The organism is Lacrimispora sphenoides JCM 1415, assembly GCF_900105615.1.
Taxonomy (GTDB): Bacteria; Bacillota; Clostridia; order Lachnospirales; family Lachnospiraceae; genus Lacrimispora; species Lacrimispora sphenoides.
On the sequence record NZ_LT630003.1, the window covers coordinates 2,611,065 to 2,631,774 of the forward strand.

Consider the following 20,710-nt stretch of genomic DNA (forward strand, 5'->3'; position numbering starts at 1 on the left):
AGTCACAGTATCTCTGTGTATATGTAAATTTGCTCTGGAACTAGTTTTTTTGTTCCAGAGTTTTTTATTGTAGTATATACCCTTCTGTACACGTGATTTTTATATGCCTTGAACGACTTTGTTCAAGGCATTTTGTTTTTAGGAGGTGCTGTATGACTGATACGGAATACATGCGATTAGCTTTGCAGCTTGCAAAGAAAGGATGTGGTTGGACAAATCCAAATCCCATGGTGGGGGCAGTGATTGTAAAGGACGGTAAGATGATTGGTCAGGGATATCACCAGAAGTACGGGGGCCTTCATGCGGAACGCAACGCCCTGGCCAACTGCGAGACATCGCCGGCGGGAGCAACCATGTATGTGACACTGGAGCCTTGCTGCCATACTGGAAAAACTCCCCCCTGCACCGACGCAATCCTGGAAAGTGGTATCCGGCGTGTGGTAACCGGCTCTTGTGACCCGAACCCGCTGGTAGGGGGAAAAGGCATTGAGCTGTTGCGTTCCAGTGGAATCGAAGTCACCAAAGGAATTTTAAAAGATGAATGTGATGCACTAAACCAAAGCTTCTTTCACTACATCCAAAACAAAACACCTTATGTGATCATGAAGTACGCCATGACTCTGGATGGGAAGATTGCGACACGTACTGGAAAATCCCAATGGATCACCGGTGAAGCGGCACGGCACCGTGTTCATGAGGACCGGCACCGCTATTCTGCCATTATGACAGGGGTTGGCACCGTCCTTGCAGATGATCCGCTGCTGACCTGCCGGCTGGAAAACAGCAGAAACCCGCTCCGCATCATCTGTGACACCCATCTTAAAACGCCCCTAAGCGCAAAGCTTGTTGCTACATCAGGCATGACCGCTACCCTCCTTGCTACGGCAGACACGGATCATGACAAACATCGGCCATATCTGGAAGCAGGCTGTAACATTTTGGTACTTCCTGAAAAGGAAGGGCATATTGATCTAAGCTGCCTTATAAAAGCTCTGGGCGAAAGAAAAATTGACAGTGTATTACTGGAAGGAGGCGGTACATTAAACTGGTCTGCGCTGCAATGCGGAATCGTCAACAAAGTACAGACCTACATTGCCCCTAAGCTGTTTGGAGGCAGCGGGAAAACACCGGTAATGGGCCTTGGAGCAGACAGCCCGGATAATGCGTTTCATTTAAGCAAGCCGGTCATCTCATGGTTGGAGGAGGATCTTTTATTGGAAAGCGAGGTAATCAGGTGTTCACAGGAATCATAGAAGAAATCGGCAGAATACAAACCGTCCGCAAAGGTGCAGAGTCCTCTTCTATCTCTGTTCAGGCAAAGAAAATCATGCAGGATGTCCGCATTGGGGACAGTATCGCTGTCAACGGCGTGTGTCTCACGGTTACAACATTTTCTCAGAGCGGATTTACTGCCGATGTTATGCACGAAACCTTTAACCGCTCCTCTCTCGGAAGTTTACCAACGGGTAGCCCTGTCAATCTGGAACGTGCAATGCCGGCTAACGGAAGATTTGGGGGGCATATTGTCTCAGGCCATATTGATGGTACCGGAATGGTTTCTGCCATTGAAAAAGACGATAATGCCGTCTGGTATACGATCAAAACCACCCCTGGCATTCTGCGGTATATCATTGAAAAGGGATCTGTAGCGATCGACGGAATCAGTCTTACCGTTGCAAACGTAGGAAGGGACTTCTTCCGCGTTTCTATCATACCCCATACTGCATCAATAACTACTTTATCACATAGACGCGTTGGCGACAGGGTCAATCTTGAGAACGACTGCATCGGTAAATATGTGGAACGGCTGATGGGCATACAGCAATCCAAACATAATATCACCGCCGACTTTCTTACAAAATATGGATTTTAGGAGGAATTAAAATGGTTCAATTTAACACCATAGAAGAAGCACTGGAGGATCTGCGGCAAGGAAAAATTGTTCTGGTGACAGACGATGAAAACCGGGAAAACGAAGGAGATTTTATTTGTGCCGCTGAATTTGCTACCACGGACCATGTGAATTTTATGGCAATCCATGGCAAAGGTCTCATTTGCATGCCAATGAGCGCAGAGTTATGTAATAAGCTGAAGCTCCCTCAGATGGTCTCTGACAATAATGATAACCACGAAACGGCCTTTACTGTGTCCATCGATTATGTCGGTACCACCACCGGAATTTCAGCAGCAGAACGCAGTCTTACTGCCATGAAATGCGTGGAGGACAACGCAAAGCCGGAAGATTTCCGCCGGCCCGGTCATATGTTCCCTCTTCTTGCAAGAAAAAATGGCGTTCTGGAGCGTAACGGACATACCGAAGCTACGGTGGATCTCATGCGGCTGGCCGGATTAAAGGAATGCGGTATATGCTGCGAGATCATGCGGGAGGACGGAACCATGATGCGCACACCGGAATTAATAGCACTGGCAGAAACGTGGGGGCTAAAAATAATTACCATAAAAGCCTTACAGGAGTACCGTAAAAGAAAAGATAAACTTGTTGAACAGGCTACCTGCGCGGATCTTCCCACAAAATACGGTGATTTCAAGGTTTATGGGTACATCAATAAGCTAAACGGTGAGCATCATGTGGCGCTAGTAAAGGGTGAGATCGGTGATGGCCAAAATCTTTTATGCCGTGTTCATTCCGAATGCCTTACCGGCGACGCGTTCGGCTCTGAGCGCTGTGACTGCGGACAGCAGTTTGCTGCGGCAATGACACAAATAGAGAAGGAAGGCCGCGGAATTCTGCTCTATATGCGCCAGGAAGGCCGCGGAATTGGATTGATCAATAAACTGCGGGCCTATGCCCTTCAGGATAAGGGTATGGATACTCTGGAAGCTAATCTCGCCCTTGGTTTTGATGGGGATATGCGGGAATATTTTATCGGTGCGCAGATTCTGCGTGACCTTGGGGTAAAAACATTGCGTCTGCTCACAAACAACCCGGACAAAGTCTATCAGCTTTCCGGCTTTGGGATAGAGATTACAGAGAGAATTCCCATCCAGATGGATGCTAACGCAAATGATCTGTTTTATCTAAAAACCAAGCAGGAAAAGATGGGACATATTTTGAATTATTAATATATTTTTAAAGGAGAGCTTACAATGAAAACATTTGAAGGAAAACTCGTATCAAAGGATATTAAAATCGGCATTGTTGCTGCACGTTTCAATGAATTCATAACTGGAAAGTTACTAAGCGGTGCCTTGGATGGACTAAAGCGCCATGAGGTCAGTGATGACAGCATAGACATCGCATGGGTTCCCGGAGCCTTTGAAATTCCGCTGATTGCCTCTAAAATGGCAAAAAGCGGGAAATACGATGCGGTGATCTGCCTTGGTGCAGTCATTCGCGGCAGCACATCTCACTACGATTATGTGTGCAACGAGGTGTCCAAAGGCATTGCCAGTATATCCCTTTGCAGTGATATTCCGGTTATGTTTGGTGTGCTGACCACAGAAAACATCGAGCAGGCCATTGAGCGTGCTGGCACCAAGGCCGGCAACAAAGGCTTTGACTGTGCGGTCGGAGCCATTGAAATGGTCAACCTCATCCGTGAGATTGATGCCCGTTAAGGCCTGTCTGATCCATTCCATAGAACATAGGGCGGGTAAAGACACTAATTCCTAACATGATCAAGGCAGCCATATAAAAAGGTAGGTATGTACTGCTTCCGATCTTTTCAAACACAAAACCATAGAGGAACTGTCCAAGAGGATTCGTACACATGCAAATACACATAACACAGGAAATGACTTTCCCTGTTAATTCTTTTGGCGTTAATATCTGAAGATATGTCATTACTTGTATTTGGAATAATGTTGACAATACCAACATCAGAGAACACCCCATAAGCAAAACAATATAAACCTCCATTGGCCCTTTTAGAACCTGAAGTGCAGCCCCTCCTAAAAGAATGGAAATCGCACATCCCATTAAGAGAAATGGACTTGTCTTTGATTTTAGTTTCTTAGAAAATACTCCGGCGAGCAGTCCTCCTAATATGCATCCGGCAGCGATGGTACCTTGCGCAAATCCGTATAACCGATTGGCAGTATTAGGGGCAAACCCCAGACGCTGAGTAATTAGAACTGGAACTCCTATTAAAACCAGAGAAGTCAAAAAAAGATTGATAGAAGCAAAAATTAATGACAGCTTCCACAAAATCGGCTGCTCCTTAAACATAAAACCAAAACTTTCTTTTAAGTCGTTGAAGCCGGTAATGAATATATTTCCTTCTGCCTGCCTTTTTTCAAATGGAATATGGATAAAAATCTCCATTACGGCAGCCAGGAAAAAGCAGCCGATACTTACATATAGAATCGGCGCTAACCCAACAATGGAAAATAATATACCGCCGATTACCGGCCCAACCATACCGGCCAGTGAGCTTATTAAATCAACAATGGAATTAGCCTGCATGATATTTTCTGTATCTACCAGAACAGGTACGCTTGCCTTTACTGCCGGCTGATATGCGCCCTGTATACCATACAGGATTATCATTGTTATTGTCATAAGCGGAACAACATCTAGTTTCCCTACCATCAGACAAAACAGGGAAATAAGTAATGCTGTGCTAAAGTCCAGAATCACCATGATATTTCTCTTGTTCACACGGTCAGCAATGATTCCTCCTATAGGAAACAGAAATAGCATCGGAATAAAAGAGCAGGCAAGAATTGTCCCAAACAAAACAGACGAGCCCGTTTGATTTAACAGGTAAAGAGGTAGGGCATATCTTAAAATCTGATTACCAAACAAGGAAATGACCTGACCGATTGCAACAAGTATAAAATCTTTTGATAATATCGCTTTGGTTTGCATGATTATTTATTCTCCTTTCGCGGCACTTTTTGTGTCCTCGGAAACATACTTTATCACTTTTTTGGGTCCTTGTCAACAATAATAGCAACAATCAGTACCGCCGGTAAAACCGGCGGTTTGACATACCCCCTATAAGGGGGTTACTCCGACCTACGCCTAAAGGCGCATAGAAAGGTTCGCCTTTTGTACCACATTCTCTTGCTAGCCCTTTCGGGCCTATTTTCTATGCACCTTTATCCATTATCCCCTTGGGATCTTCTGCCGCCCCTTCTGGGGCATGCTCATTTTTTCTTTTTTACCATTTCTCCGGTAAACGGATCAATATATTCCGTTATACTCATTTGATCATACAGCAGATCTTCCTGCATCTGATTTTGAATATATTCTTTTATCTTCTTCTCATTTTTTCCTACTGTATCCACAAAATATCCTCTACACCAAAATTTTCTACTTCCATATTTATATTTTAAATTAGCATGTCTTTCAAATATGATAAGAGTACTTTTTGATTTTAGATATCCCGTTATTTCTGAAATACTATATTTCGGTGGGATATTTAACAGCAAATGAATGTGGTCTGGCATCAACTCTCCCTCTAATATTTCTATCCCTTTTCTTTCACATTACATCTTAATAATTTCTCGGATGTCTTCTCGCAACTCTCCATAGATTGCCTTTCTTCTAAATTTAGGCGCAAAAACTATATGATATTTGCAATTCCAAGTTGTATGTGTTAATGTATTCTTATCCATTTGGATACCTCCAGTTTTTTATTTGTGGCTTGCGAACCCACATTTATTATAGCTGGAGGCTTTTAATATAACTATAAGTTTTATACCTTCCCCCTGTATAACAGGGGGTTTTATTGTATGAGATACAAAAAAGCAGCCCGCTCTCTATAGAGCCGGGCTGCCTGTGGTTTCACATAACTATAGTTTATCATAGCTTTCCGTCTTAATATCTACACCCAGTTTTTTTATTTCCGCATCCAAATGCTTATTATATTTTTCAGCAAAACCAATCATGCTGTCTAGTTGTTTCTCAGTTACATGATCAAATACGGCCTTATCCCGTTCTTGGAACTCTTTGTGCAGTTCCTCGTGGACTTTGTAAATTGCTTTCCCTTGTTCCGTAAGCTTGAAATAAATCTCTTTCTTGTTATCAGGCCTCTGATAGCTTTCAATAAGGCCTTTTTCTATGAGTTTTTTCGTTATTTTACTTATGCCGCTTCTGGTCATATAAAAGGTCTCTGCAAGCTTTGTCACGTTGGAATCTTCACTTTTTCCGATGTATTCAATGCAATGTATTTCAGAAGGCTTATAATCCTTAAGGCTCTCTTTCATCTTATACCCATCAAGCCAGATCTTCTTGCTAAATAAGTCCCAGAAACCAGCTATGACCTGCTCTTCTTTTTTCATGGCCTATCCTCCCACCCTTTGGTGTATTAACAATATTATACTGAAAATATGTCTCTATTTCAACATCGTAAAGGAATTATAAATAAAAAAGCCCTTGCATTTATACATCTTTGGATCTTATTTCATTTAACAGTCCTTCAAACCATTCAACATTTACTAAATGGTGAGCAAGTGAATTATTCAACATGTGGTTAAAATAGGCAGGATTCCTATCATCTTGTTCAAGGGATTTTTCTAGTAGAGTAATCTTCTCTCTGGTTTGCATGATTTGCATGTTTAATAATTGAATAAAATCCTCTGTTTTATATTCATTGGCAAACAACATGGTTGTATAAAATGATAAATTTACATACTCTGTCTTCGAACCATACTGATACATTAATTTTTCAAATTCTTTATTTCCCAGTTCTGTAATGATATAATTGTACGTTTCTCTGGTGCGGTCGTTCTTGTCAACATCCACTTGTTTAATAAGTTGTTTTTCTTCTAATTGCTGAAGATTGTAATAAAAGGATCCTTTTGTAAAGTTCACTATATATTTGTAATGATTTTTTTTCATTAAAGCTAATAATTCGTAACCATAAGAACCTGGATTTTGCTTCAATAAGCCTAATATTAATAGCGGTATCAAGAAGTTACCTCCTATGCTTATAACATACTGACAGCCTTTTCATAAAAAGGTTAATTCTTGCTGATTTGTGTGAGCTGAGATTGGAATTCCTCAAACGACATTTTTCCTAATGCAAAATCCTTGCTTATGATATAGATCGTTTCAGTTTTTGTATGAGTTCTGGTGTCGTTACGTTTTATCAGCTCATTCTCATTCACTAATGGCTCCATTATATGCTGCCTTTTATCAAACGCTTCAAAATATCTTAGACCAAACTTTCTTTGGGAAACTGCATCAATATGGATCCCATCTGGATTAGAAGTTAAACCTGCAGCGGTAACGAAGTAACAATTGTCTTGCTCAAGGGCAAATTTCTGCAACTCTTGATTGATATAATTATATTCCGTGCAGCTTTTTCCAAACCCTTCTTTACCCAAGAAATCTCCTAACCCGCCAATGATCAGAGGAATATTTGGAGAATTCAATTCTTTCCTAAGGGTTTCAATGATTGAAAGTAATTTTTTATAATAGACTTTATAATTTCCATTGGTACTATCACTTTCCCCCTGATGCCATAAAATTCCTGTCAGCTCACTATTCTGGACTGCAAATTTAGCTTCATTCACTGCATGTTTAAAAAGTACCCCATCGGCAGCCCATTCATCAAGGGTACTACCGCCCTCAGCGCAAGGAATCAATCCAATGGTATCCTTCTCATTTACCTGGCACCATGCGTCTGCAAAGGATGCTGCAAGGCTTATTCCCGAAACAGGGCGGTCATAGTTAATGGGTTCCGTCATCATCTGCCATCTGCCATTGCGCAGCATCTGTATCCTTTCGCTATAAATAGGGGATACTTCGTGAATAAATCCCCGACCAGCCATATTAGACTGTCCTAACATTAAAAATGATTTAACCATTTTTTTACCCTCTTTTTCAATATCGTACTGTAGTCATGTGATCTGATTAGACTATACATTTTTATCTTAGTCTAATTAGACTATCTTGTCAACTTCTATTGCAATGATGGAAGAACTCTACGGAGCGTTTATTGAAAAACCAAAAATCAGGGGTTACAATAGTTCGTGAGGAGATCATTTCATTTATTTTAGATGATACGAAAATGAATTGAAAAGGAGAAAATAAATTTGGATAAAATTAAAATAGATAAATTTCTTGATGATCAAGGTAAAATTACGCAATTACCACAAAAGCAATCCACCAGAGCTGCAACGCTCTGTCATCTGGCGGAAAAATTTGAATCAGACCGTAATTATACAGAAAAAGAAGTGAACTCTATCTGTGAAGATTGGCATACGTTCGGGGATTATTTCATACTCAGGCGGGAACTGATTGACAATGGTTTATTATGCCGTGAGCCAAACGGATCACGTTATTGGAAACCCAAAACCGATCTGCCGAATAAAACAAATAAAGAATTACGATTAAATACTGCCTTTCATCCCATTGATTTTGATAATTGGGATAGGAAACAATATTTTTACTATTTTACTAAGATGTTACCTACCGGTTTTTCCATTAGTGTTGATGTTGACATCACCAACACCTTCAACATGATAAAAAAGCAAAACAAAAAGTTCTTCCCTGCTTATTTATATCTGGCTTCAAAACTAATCGCTGAGCAGCAGGAGTTTCGTATCTCCAATTCAAATGATCAGCTGGGATTTTATGAGGTTTTGCACCCCTCTTATGCATGCTTCCATGAAGACGACAAGACGATGTCAAATATATGGACGGAGTATGACCCCAATTTTGAGACTTTCTATCATAATTACATGGAAGATCAAAAAAAATATGCAGATAACCATGGGATATTGGCAAAGCCTGATACTCCACCCCAGAATAGCTTTATGATAGGTATGCTGCCATGGATAAAGTTTACAAGTTATACACCGGTACCTTATGCCGATATCAATAATTACTTTCCGGTAATACAGGCAGGGCAATTTTTTGATAGAGAAGGAAAAAAAATTATGCCCCTTTCTATTACCGTTCACCATGCTGTGGCTGACGGATATCATGTGGGGTTATTTTTAGAAAAGTTCAAGACTGGTATCGCTGCTCCCGAAAGCTGGATGTAGTTACTGCAATTATATTAATGAGATTGTGAATGGTGAATTGGAAACAGCAACAGCTTTATTCCGTTGATGAGATAAAAAATATGCAAATCAATGGGTATGCAGGTAACTAAAAAGATGTGTATTACCAAAACAGGCGGGCCTATGGCTAATGTCACAGACCCGCTATTATTTCGATCAGTTATTTTTACTTTTCCATTTTCTGATATTCACTCCTCATTTAAGGGTCTACTATACTTCATTAAATAATATAACCCCTCATTACCCATATCTTCTTTTTCAATTTTCCAATTATGCGATTTATAGTAATCGAAAGCCTTAGTGTTTTCTTTTACACATTTTAAAGTTAATGGCAGTCCTACCCTTTTAGCGGCTTCATTAATAAGAGCTGTTCCAACACCTTTGCCTTGAAAGTCTTTTAGTACAAATAAATTATGTATAAATTTATCTGGTACCCAAATTGATACAAACCCAACTATATTATTATTTATGAATGCAGCCAATATTAGCTCATCTTTAGTACTTTCATCATAATCTGACAATTTCAGCGCGTTTAGTTCTATCCAGTGAAAAGTATCCTTACGTACCGTAAAAAATATCTCTCGTAATTCCTCGTGATTTGATTGTTTGGCTTCTAAAATTAAAATATTATCTTTCATTTATAATCTCCGTCGTATGTCCTGATTTATATGCTCATAAAATTTTTCGTATTATATTATTCCACAAACTGATGTCCCCATTTACACATTGCGTCTAGCACCGGCATAAGGGACTCCCCTTTATCCGTCAGCCATTCTAACTCTCCTTTTTCATAGTATCTAACCTAAAAGTGCATACTTGCTAATATAATTATCCTATCATAATATAATAATTATAAAATGACAAGGAGGATCACACAATGAAAAAAGAAATTGAAGTATTTGATTATACCAATGAGATTATGAAAGCACTAAAAACAGGTGTTTTGTTGACCACAAAGACGGAAGACAAAGTGAATTCTATGACAATTTCCTGGGGTACCCTGGGAATTGAATGGTCAAAGCCGATCTTTACTGTTTTCGTTAGAGAGAATCGTTTTACAAAATTTCAACTGGAAAAAAATCCTGAGTTCACGATAAATATACCATATGGCAATTTTGACAAAAAGATCTTAGGGGTTTGCGGGACAAAATCCGGTTATTCCACTGATAAAATCAAAGAACTTAACCTTACGCTTGAAACACCCAATACCATTTCTGTTCCTGGTATTAAGGAACTTCCTTTAACGCTTGAGTGCAGGGTTGTATATAAGCAAAAGCAAGATGAGCACGAAATTACCGAAGAATACAGAAACGCATTTTACCCGCAGGATGTAGACAGTTCATTCCATGGCGCAAACAGAGATTTTCATACCGCTTATTACGGAGAGATTCTAAGTGCATATATTATCGAATAATATCAATATCAGGCCTGTTTTTGTGCGTATGGGGACAATATTATATAGCTATCAGGCATGACTAAAACCTCCTGTCGTATTCTAATCCTACGACAAGAGGTTTTTGAGGGCAATATCCATCTTATTAGATTTAAAATTTGTTGTAATGAAGCTTTTGATATGGCATCGTACGTTCTTCATATGGCTTTTTCTCCTCTGCGGGATAGCCAATGGCAATCATACATTCAACACTAAATTGCTCAGGTATTTCCAGTACTTCTCTTATATAATCTCCTGCTGTCTCCTGTTCTGTATGGAATCTCTCTCTTACTTGAATCCAACACGACCCAAGATCTAAATCCTGTGCCATCAATTGAATAATGGCTGCCGCTATGGACGTATCCTCAATCCATACGTCACTTGAACCTTTATCCGCTAATACTACTATTGCCAAAGGAGCACCTGCTAAAAACTGTGAACCAGGTTCTCTGCAAAGAGAGAGCTGGCGGATCAGATCCGCATCGGTGACTGCGATAAAATGCCAAGGTCTGATGGACCGGGATGATGGAGACAGCAGGGCACTTTTAAGAATCACATTAATTTTTTCTTTTTCAACTTCCTTATTTTGAAACTTTCTTATGCTTCTCCTGGATTTTAAAATGTCAAATAGCATAAATTGTCCTTTCTATGACCTTTGCGTTTATTACCTTATTAATTTTATCCTTAGAAATGAAGAAAGTCAATGATACAAACACCTCCTATACTGCCATCTGCAGTCAGGAGGTATTCTTATGGCTCTTCCATACGGAGTTTTTTTCATCTCCTCTACATCTTATTTTAAATGTATCATTTGTAGAATTAAATTTACATATCCAAATAATAAGATATAATAAAATAAGAAAAAAATGAAAGGAGTATCACTATGCATACTGCAGATTATTTTATTAAAAACTTGAACATGACAGCACATCCGGAAGGTGGGTTTTACAAAGAAAATTATGCGTCGGAAGAAACTATAACATCAAAAGAGTTAAAGGTTGACTTTGAAGGTTCACGAATACTTTGGACAAGTATCTATTTTTTACTCAGGGACGGAGAAGTATCTAATTTTCACAGACTAAAATCAGATGAAATGTGGTACTATCATTCGGGTTCTCCCCTGACGATTTATATGATCAGCCCAAAGGGAGAGCTTCTCACCGAACAGCTGGGACTTGATATTGAAAATAATGAAAAGCCTCAAGTATTGGTGCCAAAGGATTATATATTTGGTTCCGCTATGAATAATAAAGGATATGCATTAGTGGGCTGTATGGTATCGCCAGGATTTGAATTTAAAGACTTTGAGTTATTCAAAAGAAGTGAGTTGATAGAAAAATATCCTCAGCATCAGCAGATCATTCTTAAACTGACTTCCAATGAATAAATGTTGACTTCGATGATCATATTTATTTGGTTTTAAAGCGTCCGAAACTTTGGGCCTTCAAAATCAGACTTAAGATCCGTAATACTACTTGACTGTTCTATACGATTCTCCAGTATTTTGCCTATTGTAAGGGCTGCGGACAAAACAGTCGAAAGGCAGCCCCTACAATCAGTTCTTCCTTGGCAATCATGGCGAACAAATCTGTTCAGTGATGCAGGAAATGTTTCAGTTATTTAAATAGTCAGCTACGGCCTCATTTGCTTTCCGAACCAAAATCTCTTCGTCCATTCGCACCAGCCGGCCTTCTTTCACAACAATATTGCCATTTACAACCGTATAGTCCACACTGCCCTTAAGCCCCACCGTGCTCAAAATCGACATTGGATCAAACTGAGCGCCTATCATATCAATACGGTTTAAATTGACCAGGAAAAAATCCGCCGCCATACCTGCGGAAATTTCTCCTAAATTTTCCCGGCCCAGTACTCTCGCACTTCCCTTGGTTGCGATTTTCAGCATATCATATCCGCTAGGTGCCTTCCGGCTGTCATTTAGCCTGTGGAGAAGGTAGCCCACTCTCATTTCTTCCAGAAGATTAGAGCCGTCGTTGCTGGCTGATCCGTCCACAGCCAAGCCTACAGGGACATCCAGATTAAGCATTTCCGGGATGGAAGCGATGCCTGAAGACAGCTTCATGTTGGAGATGGGACAATGAGCTACACCTGTCTGAGTTCTGGCCAAAAGCTCCAGTTCATCCTCGTTAAAATGAATCCCGTGGGCATACCATACATCGGGGCCGACCCAGCCCAGGCTTTCCATATATGCTAAAGGCCGCATACCGAAGTGAGAAAGGGTAAATTGTTCTTCATCCTTTGTCTCTGCCAAATGAGTATGTAGTCTTACCCCCAGCTTTCTGGCCAACTTTGCCGATTCCTTCAAAAGTTCCCCGGTCACACTGAAGGGGGAACAGGGAGCCAATGCCACCTGGCGCATGGAATATGGGCTGCCATCATGGAATTTTTTCACAGCAGCTTCGGAATCCTTTAAAATCTCATCCACTGTCTGGACAACGGAATCCGGCGGCAAACCGCCGTCCTTCACACTTAAGTCCATACTGCCTCTTGTGGCGTGAAAACGGATGCCAAGCGCCTCCGCTGCAGAAAACTGGGCATCCAATAGTCCTGTTCCGGCATGCTTGGGGAACACGTAATGATGGTCCAAACAGGTGGTACACCCTGTTTTTAACAGCTCCCCAAGTCCTGTAAGGGAACTGTAATAAACCACGTTCTCATCTACGTGCTTCCAGATTTCATATAAAGTTTTTAACCACGGGAATAATTCCATCCTCTGAACCTGAGGCAAATTACGGCTGAAGGTTTGATATAAATGATGGTGAGTATTAATAAGTCCCGGATACATCACCATATTAGATGCGTCGATCACATCATCAGCTGTTTGTTCATTGCTGCCGACTTCGGCTATTACACCGTTCTTTATCAGCACATTCACTCCCTCCAGCAGTCTGTCATCAGCGTCACATGTCACAAGATGTTTTACATTCTTTACAAGCAGGGTTCCTTTCATCATTACCTCCTGGTATTAAATACATAACAAGCTTTGTTTCATAGACTATATGACTGGTGTACTGCCGGCGGTTCGGGTGGCCACGAAACACCCTCATACGCTAATCGGTATATATGATACCAGCAGTATGCCGCGTGTTCCCAGCTACGTTTTAAACAGCTATATAGATATGATTTTTTCAAAGAACAATTGATACTCTGTTATTATATTGGTTTTCTTTTTATTATTCAATGTTAATTATATAACAATTATCAGAATTATTTTGTGTAAAAATCACAATTTTTTAGTTTATTGCAATCTTCTCCCACCGGCTTTATTTGCAGAACGTAATAAAGAAGAGGCTACTCCAAAATCATTTCCGGACTATCCTCTTCTTTTCTTCGATTTTAATATTACCATATGCGTCTTACACCTGTAACCTATCAATTTATCCCTTATTCATATCCCTGAGCAGATGATTAAAGATAGCAATGATAAAGGCAGCCAGAAGTGAATTAAGAAAGCCGCCCATGCTTATGTCTGCTACAAATTGATCTGCAATCATAATCGTCCAGGCATTCACTATAAAACTGAATAATCCTAAGGTCAGTAAGTTGACCGGCAGTGTAAACAGCAGCAGAATCGGCTTTAATATAAAGTTTACTGCCAACAGTACCAATCCCATAATAAGAAGTGCCGGGATGCTGCCAATATAAACCGAGTGTGATACATATGACATTAGATATATGGTTAATACGATTGATATATATTTTATGAACGGCTTCGTCATTTTTACCTCCAATAGACATGCTTTACCTGATTTTAATTAATACTTTGACTTTGTCGGTTGTGACATCGACAAGATTATATGGTTCATCCTCGGATAATGAATCCAGCAGCTTCATGGCTGCAATATTGAGCACTTTCACTGAATGGATGGTGATTGAGGAGGATGAGCCGGGATCAGGCACTTTCGGTACAAAGAAACATGCGACAGTCAGTAAATCCTGAAAACAGTCCAATAATTCCTGAAAGATATACAGGGGAATGGGAAAGGGAATTCTTATGAACCTTCTGTTCTCAATCTGGAGCTTGATCCGCAAAAAATGACAGCCCTTAATCGACATATACTTTCACCTTTACCATTGCTTTATGGCTTTCATCCCAGGCTTCTACATCAACGATATTCGGATCTTCCAAGGTGCCGTTTATGATCTCTTCGATTATCTTTGCAAAATCGATGCTGGAAATATCGATCCCCTTTGCTTCCATCTCTCTTCTGGCATCAGCAGGAACCATAGTAGTCATCTTATCAGCGATTTCACTGATCGTAGTCAGCAATCGTAACGGTATATTTACGTTAACATTAACGGAATTGTCATCCGAAGTTACTTTTACTTTAAGGAACTTATAGTTTCGTCTTGCAGATGTTACAGTTTCAACCCTTTGGATTGATTCTGTTCCCTTAGTCACATTCAGAGCTTCCAAAAGCTCCATGCCTTCTGCAGCGGTAATTTGCCCTTTTTCTATCATTTCCAGTATTTTTTGTTGCTCACTCATGGACTGACCCTCCTATTAATTATAGATTTTTAATTCGTTCCGTTGCTTCCTTTGGGGAGATTTCACCTTTTGATAATTGGTCAAGAATTTCATTCCTGGCGGTTGCTTTATCTTCATTCTCCTTCATTGATTCTTTTGATGATACTTCATACCCAAGGCCTCTTATGACCGAATCCAGTTTACCCCGGACCGTGGGATAAGAGATGCCCAGTTCTTTTTCAACATCCTTGATATTACCGCGGCATCTTATGAATACCTTGACAAACTCGAGATCCTCTTCTGGAAGACGGCAGAATTCACAAGGCTGGAAATCGCCTTCAATGGCTGTAGAACACCTGGGACAGCTTAGCTTGGTTATGGAAAGCTTCTCACCACATACGGGACATTTACCCGGAGCTTTGTATTTCATATTTTCACCTTTCTGATGTAGTATTTGATTATAATATACAACCGTAAATTAAATATGTCAATATTCAAATCAATAATATTAATATTATTATTAAAATAATTGATTCAAATGTTGAATATATTAAATCGGTCTTTTAAGAATATTAATAAAGCCTGCCCATTTGATAATAAAAATCCACCATATGCTCTTTCGTGTCATTTTTTCCTTAAAAATTCTATTATTCTTTAAACTAACTGTATATCACTTGATAATCTACTGTTAGATTATGTGATTATGCAGTCAATCTTGCCTTTAACAGCCTTCGTATACATAATATCAGTTTTTCCGGAATCAACAGGTTTTTATTGTACTTGTTCGCTCACGCTTCTGTAGATTTCTTCCGTTCCGCATCTTTGTAAAAAAGGCTAAGTTTTTAGGTCGTTAATGCCGACCTAAAAACTTAGCCTCTTGATTTTATAGTAAGTTATATCTCAAAATTACTCCTCATTATTTCTGCATACATTTTACGACCTTTTGCTGCTCTTATTTGACAACAATTTATCCAAATATATGGATTTAAACTGTTTGCTGGCCATCATCTGCTTTAAAGGAGGTAATTTAAGAATAACTCCGAGTACTGCTGCCATCGCACGATGATTGGCAAATGCCTGATTATCAAATATGAGATTTTGCAGGGTTCCTTTTTCGATTGCTTGCAGCACAAATCTATGAGTACTATTTACCGGTGTAATGACTTGTACATCTCTTCGCACTAATTCAATGGCATCTTTAGGACAGCTCCGCACACATACACCACAGCCAAGGCATACCTCCTCGTCCACTTGAGCTACTGCTTTCCCCTCTTTGTTTTTTTGCATGGAAATAGCCAATACCGGACATACCTTTGCACATTTACCACATCCTATACATTGCTGCGAAATCTTAGGTATATAATTTGTGGTAGCTACAGGCTGCATTGGACTGAATTTTCTTGCTGCCTGTAAGGCCTCACAGCAGCAACCGCAGCAATTACAGATAAATGCCGGGGCTTCACGAACATTTTCGCCAATTTGTACCAGATTCGCAGCATAAGAACGTTCTAACACATCCATTGCTTCTTTCTTATCAATTAATTTTGCATGCTGCCCATTTTCCGCAAGAGAACGGGCCACATTACCAAGGGTGAGGCAAACATCCAACGGGGCATTTATTTCACATGGGTGGCCTGCATGCAGCATCTTATGCCTGCAATAACAGGTTCCAAGGCCTATATAAGCTGCATCTTCAATTATATGACTGGCTCTTTCATAATCCAAAATATGAATTGTGTTCTCACTTGTCAGTACCGGCTCCTGAACATAGACTCGTCCAAGATATGTCTCTGTTGCGAAAAATAAATCCTTAACAAAATCTTCTTCTACATTCATGTATTGATAATACAATTCACTTAAATATTTCTGATCAATATCGCCTCTTGTGCGCATCAATGCAAATTCAATGAACCCTGCCATTGGCGGCGGCATAACAAATTGACGTACCCCATTATAAAATGAATCCACAAGTAACGCTTTCCCGCAAAGATGTTCTAAAAAAGCTTCTGCTTTCCATTCACTGGTGTTCCAGATCTTAGCTGCTTTTTTTGCTGTAAATGGACGAACCGGCAATAATGCGACCCATTTGGCTTCCTTTTCTGTATATAGAACTTGCAAAATTTTATACAGGCTTTCCGTTGGCGGAGCCCCTTGTGTGAACCAATTGATTCTTTCTTCTAAATTCTTATAGGCATCTTTGCTTGTAATATGTCCCATGGATTCACCTTCCTAATATAAAGTATGGATCGTGTATATATAATTTATCAATCCTCTTTAATCAGTGCATACATTTTCATATCGAGGATAGCCCCATTTTTAATTGCATTCTTTCTTAAGATACCTTCACACTGGAATCCTGCCTTTTCAAGAATACGGCAAGATGCCGTATTATAAGCAAAGGGTTCTGCAAAAATCCGAATAATATCCGTATTTTCAAAAATATACCTGCAGGTCTGTTCCACTGCAATTGTACCAATTCCTTTCCCCCAATAGGATTCTGCTATATAATAACCCATTTCAGCACTTCTGAAATGAATGTTGTTACAGCGGAACACTCCAATGCTTCCCATCACTTTATCGTCTACCGTAATTGCAAAAGCATATGTCTCATCCTTGTCCGCTGACAACATAGAATCAATGTATTCTTTTGCATTTTCAACGGTATAGGGATAAGGTAGCCCATCTCTTAGATTATCCTGGATTTTCTTGTTATTTATTACTAATGCTAAATTTTCGGCATCCTCTATCTGCCATTTACGAATTTTACACTCCATTTAAATATCTCTCCCTTCACAGCTCCTTATTATCCTTTTCTTCTCTGTTGTATTTTCAGACAGTAAGCCTCTCCAAACACCCTTGCTGCACCATTAATTCATCCACTGGCGACAGCTTATACTTATGCAGCTGCTCCTTCTCCACCCATGCAGTTTCACTATGCACACTGAGCCGGAAGTTTTCATCTAATAAAACTGCCTTGTACAAAACCATCATATATTCTTTTCTATCAACAAAAAACTGCTGTTCACCAAGACACTCTTCTATCTTGAGTTTCACAGATAATTCTTCCATAATTTCTCTTTTTAAGCATTCTGCATCTGTTTCATTACCTTCTGCTTTTCCACCTGGAAATTCCCAATAGCCTGCCAGCGATCCGTAATTGCGCCTCGCTATAAAAGTCTTACCTTCTTTTACAATGGCTGCCGCTATAATTCTATTCATACTAATCACCTCAAGCTCATTATACAATATATCTGCCTTTTATTTCCACTCCAAAAAAACTTTATTCCAACACATATATAGGATTATACCGGATTATGGGGAAAGTATATTTCCACAAAATACTCATGGTCCATACTTTTATGAGGCAACGCAAATCGAAATTTAATTAGCAGAACAGTATCATGCAAATCAAAATGACGACATAATTCATATAGATATTCCACTAAATCATTTTGAGTTCCCCAAAATGAAATGATTCCATAACTACCGGCTACGTGGTGCCGTGATACAAAATCAGACTTAGATGCAAATTCTAAACTACTTTTCAATCTCTTCGTATTTATCATATTATCAAGAACGGAAAGTCCGATTGTCTCGCCGTTTTCTACAATTGTTCCGTTTGCTTTAACATGATAAGAAAACCATTGCTCAAAAGATTCCATTCCATCTATTTGATGGGAGATTGTATTTTCACCTAGAAGTGTTTGTAAATCCACGTTGTAAATAGTCAAATTCAACTCTTTATTAATGGTAACGGAAGAAAAGCTGTGATCATTTTTAAATTCAGTAATCGTTTTCAGTAGTTCCAGCATACCCTCCGTATATTGCCCAAGCTGGTTTAATATCTTTTGTTTTTCATAGATGCGGCTGCGCTGTTCTTGTATCATGGACAAATAACCATTAATACTTTCCGAATCTATTTTTTCTTTCATTTGATCCAGAGGGATTTCAGTAAATTTTCCTACCAGAATCATTTCTAAAATATCCAGATGTTCCAGAGTATAATACCGGTAACCACTTTGGGAATCGACGATAGGTTCAAGCAACCCCTTTCGATCATAGTGTCGTAAAGTATCCAAAGATATACCATATAATTTACTTACTTGTCCTATACGTAACAATCCGTGCATCTTGCCCTCCTAAAATTGAATTGAGCCTATTGACTCTTGAGCCGCTCAAGGGTTTATGGTAAGTATAGTACCTAAATAATCGTTTGTAAAGGAAGGCCTGTCATGGATCATATTATTATTGAAGAGTATCAAGACAAAGATTTCGAAAGCGTAATTGCTTTATTGGTTCATTCTTTTAACAGCAAGTTTTGCCATCGTCAGAATTTAAGCATTAGCGAAATAAAAGATATTATATATGCTTCTTGGGATTTAAAAGCCGGTGATCCCTCCTATCTCCATTTTGTTGCAAAACAAAATCAGAATATTGTTGGAGTGATATTAATACTCTGCGGTAAAAAAGAAAAAGGAAATAAAAAAATACCGGTCATTTCCTTATGCAAAAAGTACGGCGTCATTAATACCATACTTCTGTTTTTTAAAATGCTGCTGCTAGATGCTAACACGCCAAATGAATGCTATATAGAACACATTGCAGTTAGTGAGGCATTGCGTGGGAAAGGAATTGGCAGGTTGCTGCTTCAACACGCCGAACAGGCATTATTGGATCGGGGCTATACTTCTTGGTCATTAGTGGTTGCTGAAGATAATTCTGCAAAAAACCTTTATTCCAGGTTAGGATTTAAAGAAATAAAAAAGATAAAAAGCCCCTTAAAAGGATTTTTTGTCGGAACATGTCATTGGACTTTTATGCGGAAGAATTTTTATCCCGAACTGAAAAAGAAGCATTGAATGTGAGAGCAATTCTCTCATAAAGATGCGGCATGTTCGCGGCAAATATTCCGATATGAGGTAGGAGATACTCCTCTTTTAGCTGTAAATTGTTTTATAAAGTAAGTGTCATATTCAAATCCTGTTGAACGTGCAATTTCATTGAGACTCATATCTGTGTGGATTAGAAGATCCCCTGCTACCTGCATTCGGTACAACTGCAAATAGCCCATTGCTGTACAACCGCATCTTTCTTTAAACAGTTCATTTAAAGATACCCGGTTTAAGTGTGCACAGCTGGTTAAGTCCTCCAATATAATTTTATTTGAATAATTCGTGTATATATATTCTAATACTAAATCAACTGGTGATTGTTCCGCCTGGCGGCTTAGATTTTCAAGCAAACCCAATATTTGTATGAGGTATTTTTTTATTCTGCATACCCAAAGTGCATCGCTCTGAGCAAACACTTCTGTTCCAAGCACAAAAAACCACTCAAATAACTGCGGATATGCTTTAGCGGTTAGAAGGGGTACCCCGGTTTGTGTATGATCTCGGCGAAAAAGTGAAAGACCGGTTTGTATTCTTAAATTAGTTGAAACGTTGTCCAGTTTTTCAGAAATTCGTGTACTGTTTAAAAATTCCGTATGAAAGCTGAAGGATTGTGCTGATACTTTCTTACTGTCAGATATTTTTATTGTATCTTCTTTCGACAAACACAGAACACCTGGTGCAGATATTTTCATTGGGCGGTCATTCAATATCCCTGTGATACTTCCATCTGTAATAAAAATAATTGTAAAACGCTCCTTATAGGGAAGAGTTTTAAAGTCCTCGGCAGTAACAAATTCAATCTTTACCGTCCGTTTTTTATGGCGGTCAAATTGAGGCATAGCAGTCTACCCCCTCTCTGCAGATAGTATAGTTAAAAACTACATTTCTCTCATTGTATCATATTTTTAAAATGGTACA

Annotated in this window: 25 protein-coding genes and 1 pseudogene; 9 read left to right on the plus strand and 17 right to left on the minus strand. The window is 39.4% G+C overall.

What is annotated here, in order from left to right:
• Positions 1 to 152: 152 nt before the first annotated feature.
• Genes ribD through ribH form a run of 4 tightly spaced genes read left to right on the plus strand, consistent with a single transcriptional unit; the run spans position 153 to position 3,579 of the window.
• Positions 153 to 1,253: a bifunctional diaminohydroxyphosphoribosylaminopyrimidine deaminase/5-amino-6-(5-phosphoribosylamino)uracil reductase RibD gene (gene ribD, locus BMX69_RS11790; protein ID WP_100042442.1), complete on the plus strand. Its 1,101-nt coding sequence runs from the start codon at positions 153 to 155 to the stop codon at positions 1,251 to 1,253.
• Complete coding sequence (locus BMX69_RS11795; RefSeq protein WP_054791609.1) at positions 1,235 to 1,873, plus strand: riboflavin synthase; 639 nt, start codon at positions 1,235 to 1,237, stop codon at positions 1,871 to 1,873. The genes ribD and BMX69_RS11795 overlap by 19 nt, the downstream gene beginning before the upstream one ends.
• Before the next feature lie 11 nt (positions 1,874 to 1,884).
• Positions 1,885 to 3,084: a bifunctional 3,4-dihydroxy-2-butanone-4-phosphate synthase/GTP cyclohydrolase II gene (locus BMX69_RS11800; RefSeq protein WP_054791610.1), complete on the plus strand. Its 1,200-nt coding sequence runs from the start codon at positions 1,885 to 1,887 to the stop codon at positions 3,082 to 3,084.
• A gap of 24 nt (positions 3,085 to 3,108) precedes the next feature.
• Positions 3,109 to 3,579, plus strand: a complete 471-nt coding sequence (gene ribH, locus BMX69_RS11805) for a 6,7-dimethyl-8-ribityllumazine synthase (protein ID WP_025233932.1) — start codon at positions 3,109 to 3,111, stop codon at positions 3,577 to 3,579.
• On the opposite strand, the gene BMX69_RS11810 is transcribed toward ribH, so the two are convergent.
• The 5 genes and pseudogenes from BMX69_RS11810 to BMX69_RS11830 all read right to left on the minus strand — a co-directional run bounded on the left by BMX69_RS11810 (position 3,554) and on the right by BMX69_RS11830 (position 7,779).
• A complete protein-coding gene (locus BMX69_RS11810) occupies positions 3,554 to 4,831 on the minus strand; it encodes an MFS transporter (RefSeq protein WP_100042443.1) in 1,278 nt (425 codons plus the stop codon). The two genes, ribH and BMX69_RS11810, sit on opposite strands and share 26 nt — an antisense overlap.
• A gap of 281 nt (positions 4,832 to 5,112) precedes the next feature.
• A pseudogene (gene tnpA, locus BMX69_RS11815) lies at positions 5,113 to 5,583 on the minus strand (IS200/IS605 family transposase).
• A 177-nt stretch (positions 5,584 to 5,760) separates the two neighbouring features.
• Entirely contained in the window at positions 5,761 to 6,249 is a 489-nt protein-coding gene (locus BMX69_RS11820) for a MarR family winged helix-turn-helix transcriptional regulator (protein ID WP_100042444.1), read from the minus strand.
• Between the two features lie 100 nt (positions 6,250 to 6,349).
• Entirely contained in the window at positions 6,350 to 6,880 is a 531-nt protein-coding gene (locus BMX69_RS11825; RefSeq protein ID WP_054792101.1) for a PadR family transcriptional regulator, read from the minus strand.
• 50 nt (positions 6,881 to 6,930) lie between these two features.
• Positions 6,931 to 7,779, minus strand: a complete 849-nt coding sequence (locus BMX69_RS11830; protein WP_054792102.1) for a sialate O-acetylesterase — start codon at positions 7,777 to 7,779, stop codon at positions 6,931 to 6,933.
• A gap of 228 nt (positions 7,780 to 8,007) precedes the next feature.
• Between BMX69_RS11830 and BMX69_RS11835 the strand changes: the two genes are divergently transcribed.
• Positions 8,008 to 8,961 (plus strand): CatA-like O-acetyltransferase, encoded by a 954-nt coding sequence (locus BMX69_RS11835; protein WP_100042445.1) that lies wholly within the window; start codon positions 8,008 to 8,010, stop codon positions 8,959 to 8,961.
• Positions 8,962 to 9,167: 206 nt separating this feature from the next.
• On the opposite strand, the gene BMX69_RS11840 is transcribed toward BMX69_RS11835, so the two are convergent.
• Both BMX69_RS11840 and BMX69_RS25230 read right to left on the minus strand, forming a co-directional pair.
• Positions 9,168 to 9,617 carry a GNAT family N-acetyltransferase gene (locus BMX69_RS11840; RefSeq protein ID WP_054792103.1) on the minus strand — a complete coding sequence of 150 codons (450 nt, stop codon included), beginning with the start codon at positions 9,615 to 9,617 and terminating at the stop codon, positions 9,168 to 9,170.
• 56 nt (positions 9,618 to 9,673) lie between these two features.
• Positions 9,674 to 9,748: a winged helix-turn-helix transcriptional regulator gene (locus tag BMX69_RS25230; RefSeq protein WP_408610341.1), complete on the minus strand. Its 75-nt coding sequence runs from the start codon at positions 9,746 to 9,748 to the stop codon at positions 9,674 to 9,676.
• Between the two features lie 108 nt (positions 9,749 to 9,856).
• Here BMX69_RS25230 and BMX69_RS11850 point away from each other — a divergent pair, with 108 nt between their 5' ends.
• Positions 9,857 to 10,393 carry a flavin reductase family protein gene (locus BMX69_RS11850; RefSeq protein ID WP_100042446.1) on the plus strand — a complete coding sequence of 179 codons (537 nt, stop codon included), beginning with the start codon at positions 9,857 to 9,859 and terminating at the stop codon, positions 10,391 to 10,393.
• A gap of 130 nt (positions 10,394 to 10,523) precedes the next feature.
• On the opposite strand, the gene BMX69_RS11855 is transcribed toward BMX69_RS11850, so the two are convergent.
• On the minus strand, positions 10,524 to 11,045 hold the full coding sequence (locus BMX69_RS11855) for a nitroreductase family protein (RefSeq protein WP_100042447.1): 522 nt from the start codon (positions 11,043 to 11,045) through the stop codon (positions 10,524 to 10,526).
• A gap of 249 nt (positions 11,046 to 11,294) precedes the next feature.
• On the opposite strand from BMX69_RS11855, the gene BMX69_RS11860 reads away from it, so the two are divergent.
• Positions 11,295 to 11,798 carry a cupin domain-containing protein gene (locus BMX69_RS11860; RefSeq protein ID WP_100042448.1) on the plus strand — a complete coding sequence of 168 codons (504 nt, stop codon included), beginning with the start codon at positions 11,295 to 11,297 and terminating at the stop codon, positions 11,796 to 11,798.
• Between the two features lie 225 nt (positions 11,799 to 12,023).
• On the opposite strand, the gene BMX69_RS11865 is transcribed toward BMX69_RS11860, so the two are convergent.
• The gene (locus tag BMX69_RS11865) at positions 12,024 to 13,382 is read right to left on the minus strand and encodes an 8-oxoguanine deaminase (RefSeq protein ID WP_100042449.1); all 1,359 of its coding nucleotides are present in this window, start codon (positions 13,380 to 13,382) and stop codon (positions 12,024 to 12,026) included.
• Between the two features lie 49 nt (positions 13,383 to 13,431).
• Here BMX69_RS11865 and BMX69_RS24440 point away from each other — a divergent pair, with 49 nt between their 5' ends.
• Complete coding sequence (locus BMX69_RS24440) at positions 13,432 to 13,575, plus strand: hypothetical protein (RefSeq protein ID WP_166433192.1); 144 nt, start codon at positions 13,432 to 13,434, stop codon at positions 13,573 to 13,575.
• A gap of 234 nt (positions 13,576 to 13,809) precedes the next feature.
• Here the strand turns inward: BMX69_RS24440 and BMX69_RS11870 are convergent, their stop codons facing one another.
• From BMX69_RS11870 to BMX69_RS11905, 7 genes are all read right to left on the minus strand, one after another.
• Positions 13,810 to 14,151 carry a phage holin family protein gene (locus tag BMX69_RS11870; protein WP_025233944.1) on the minus strand — a complete coding sequence of 114 codons (342 nt, stop codon included), beginning with the start codon at positions 14,149 to 14,151 and terminating at the stop codon, positions 13,810 to 13,812.
• Positions 14,152 to 14,477: 326 nt separating this feature from the next.
• Entirely contained in the window at positions 14,478 to 14,921 is a 444-nt protein-coding gene (locus BMX69_RS11880; RefSeq protein ID WP_100042450.1) for an SHOCT-like domain-containing protein, read from the minus strand.
• A gap of 19 nt (positions 14,922 to 14,940) precedes the next feature.
• Positions 14,941 to 15,330, minus strand: coding sequence for a DUF2089 domain-containing protein (locus BMX69_RS11885; protein ID WP_025233947.1), 390 nt, complete (start codon positions 15,328 to 15,330; stop codon positions 14,941 to 14,943).
• Positions 15,331 to 15,833: 503 nt separating this feature from the next.
• Positions 15,834 to 17,117 (minus strand): 4Fe-4S dicluster domain-containing protein, encoded by a 1,284-nt coding sequence (locus BMX69_RS11890; RefSeq protein WP_100042451.1) that lies wholly within the window; start codon positions 17,115 to 17,117, stop codon positions 15,834 to 15,836.
• Positions 17,118 to 17,164: 47 nt separating this feature from the next.
• Positions 17,165 to 17,674: a GNAT family N-acetyltransferase gene (locus BMX69_RS11895; RefSeq protein WP_054792106.1), complete on the minus strand. Its 510-nt coding sequence runs from the start codon at positions 17,672 to 17,674 to the stop codon at positions 17,165 to 17,167.
• 55 nt (positions 17,675 to 17,729) lie between these two features.
• Positions 17,730 to 18,119 carry a (deoxy)nucleoside triphosphate pyrophosphohydrolase gene (locus tag BMX69_RS11900; protein WP_054792107.1) on the minus strand — a complete coding sequence of 130 codons (390 nt, stop codon included), beginning with the start codon at positions 18,117 to 18,119 and terminating at the stop codon, positions 17,730 to 17,732.
• An 83-nt stretch (positions 18,120 to 18,202) separates the two neighbouring features.
• The gene (locus tag BMX69_RS11905; protein WP_100042452.1) at positions 18,203 to 19,030 is read right to left on the minus strand and encodes a MerR family DNA-binding transcriptional regulator; all 828 of its coding nucleotides are present in this window, start codon (positions 19,028 to 19,030) and stop codon (positions 18,203 to 18,205) included.
• A 102-nt stretch (positions 19,031 to 19,132) separates the two neighbouring features.
• On the opposite strand from BMX69_RS11905, the gene BMX69_RS11910 reads away from it, so the two are divergent.
• Positions 19,133 to 19,759 carry a GNAT family N-acetyltransferase gene (locus BMX69_RS11910; RefSeq protein ID WP_100042453.1) on the plus strand — a complete coding sequence of 209 codons (627 nt, stop codon included), beginning with the start codon at positions 19,133 to 19,135 and terminating at the stop codon, positions 19,757 to 19,759.
• A 17-nt stretch (positions 19,760 to 19,776) separates the two neighbouring features.
• On the opposite strand, the gene BMX69_RS11915 is transcribed toward BMX69_RS11910, so the two are convergent.
• Positions 19,777 to 20,631 (minus strand): helix-turn-helix domain-containing protein, encoded by an 855-nt coding sequence (locus tag BMX69_RS11915; RefSeq protein WP_054792108.1) that lies wholly within the window; start codon positions 20,629 to 20,631, stop codon positions 19,777 to 19,779.
• Positions 20,632 to 20,710: the final 79 nt, after the last annotated feature.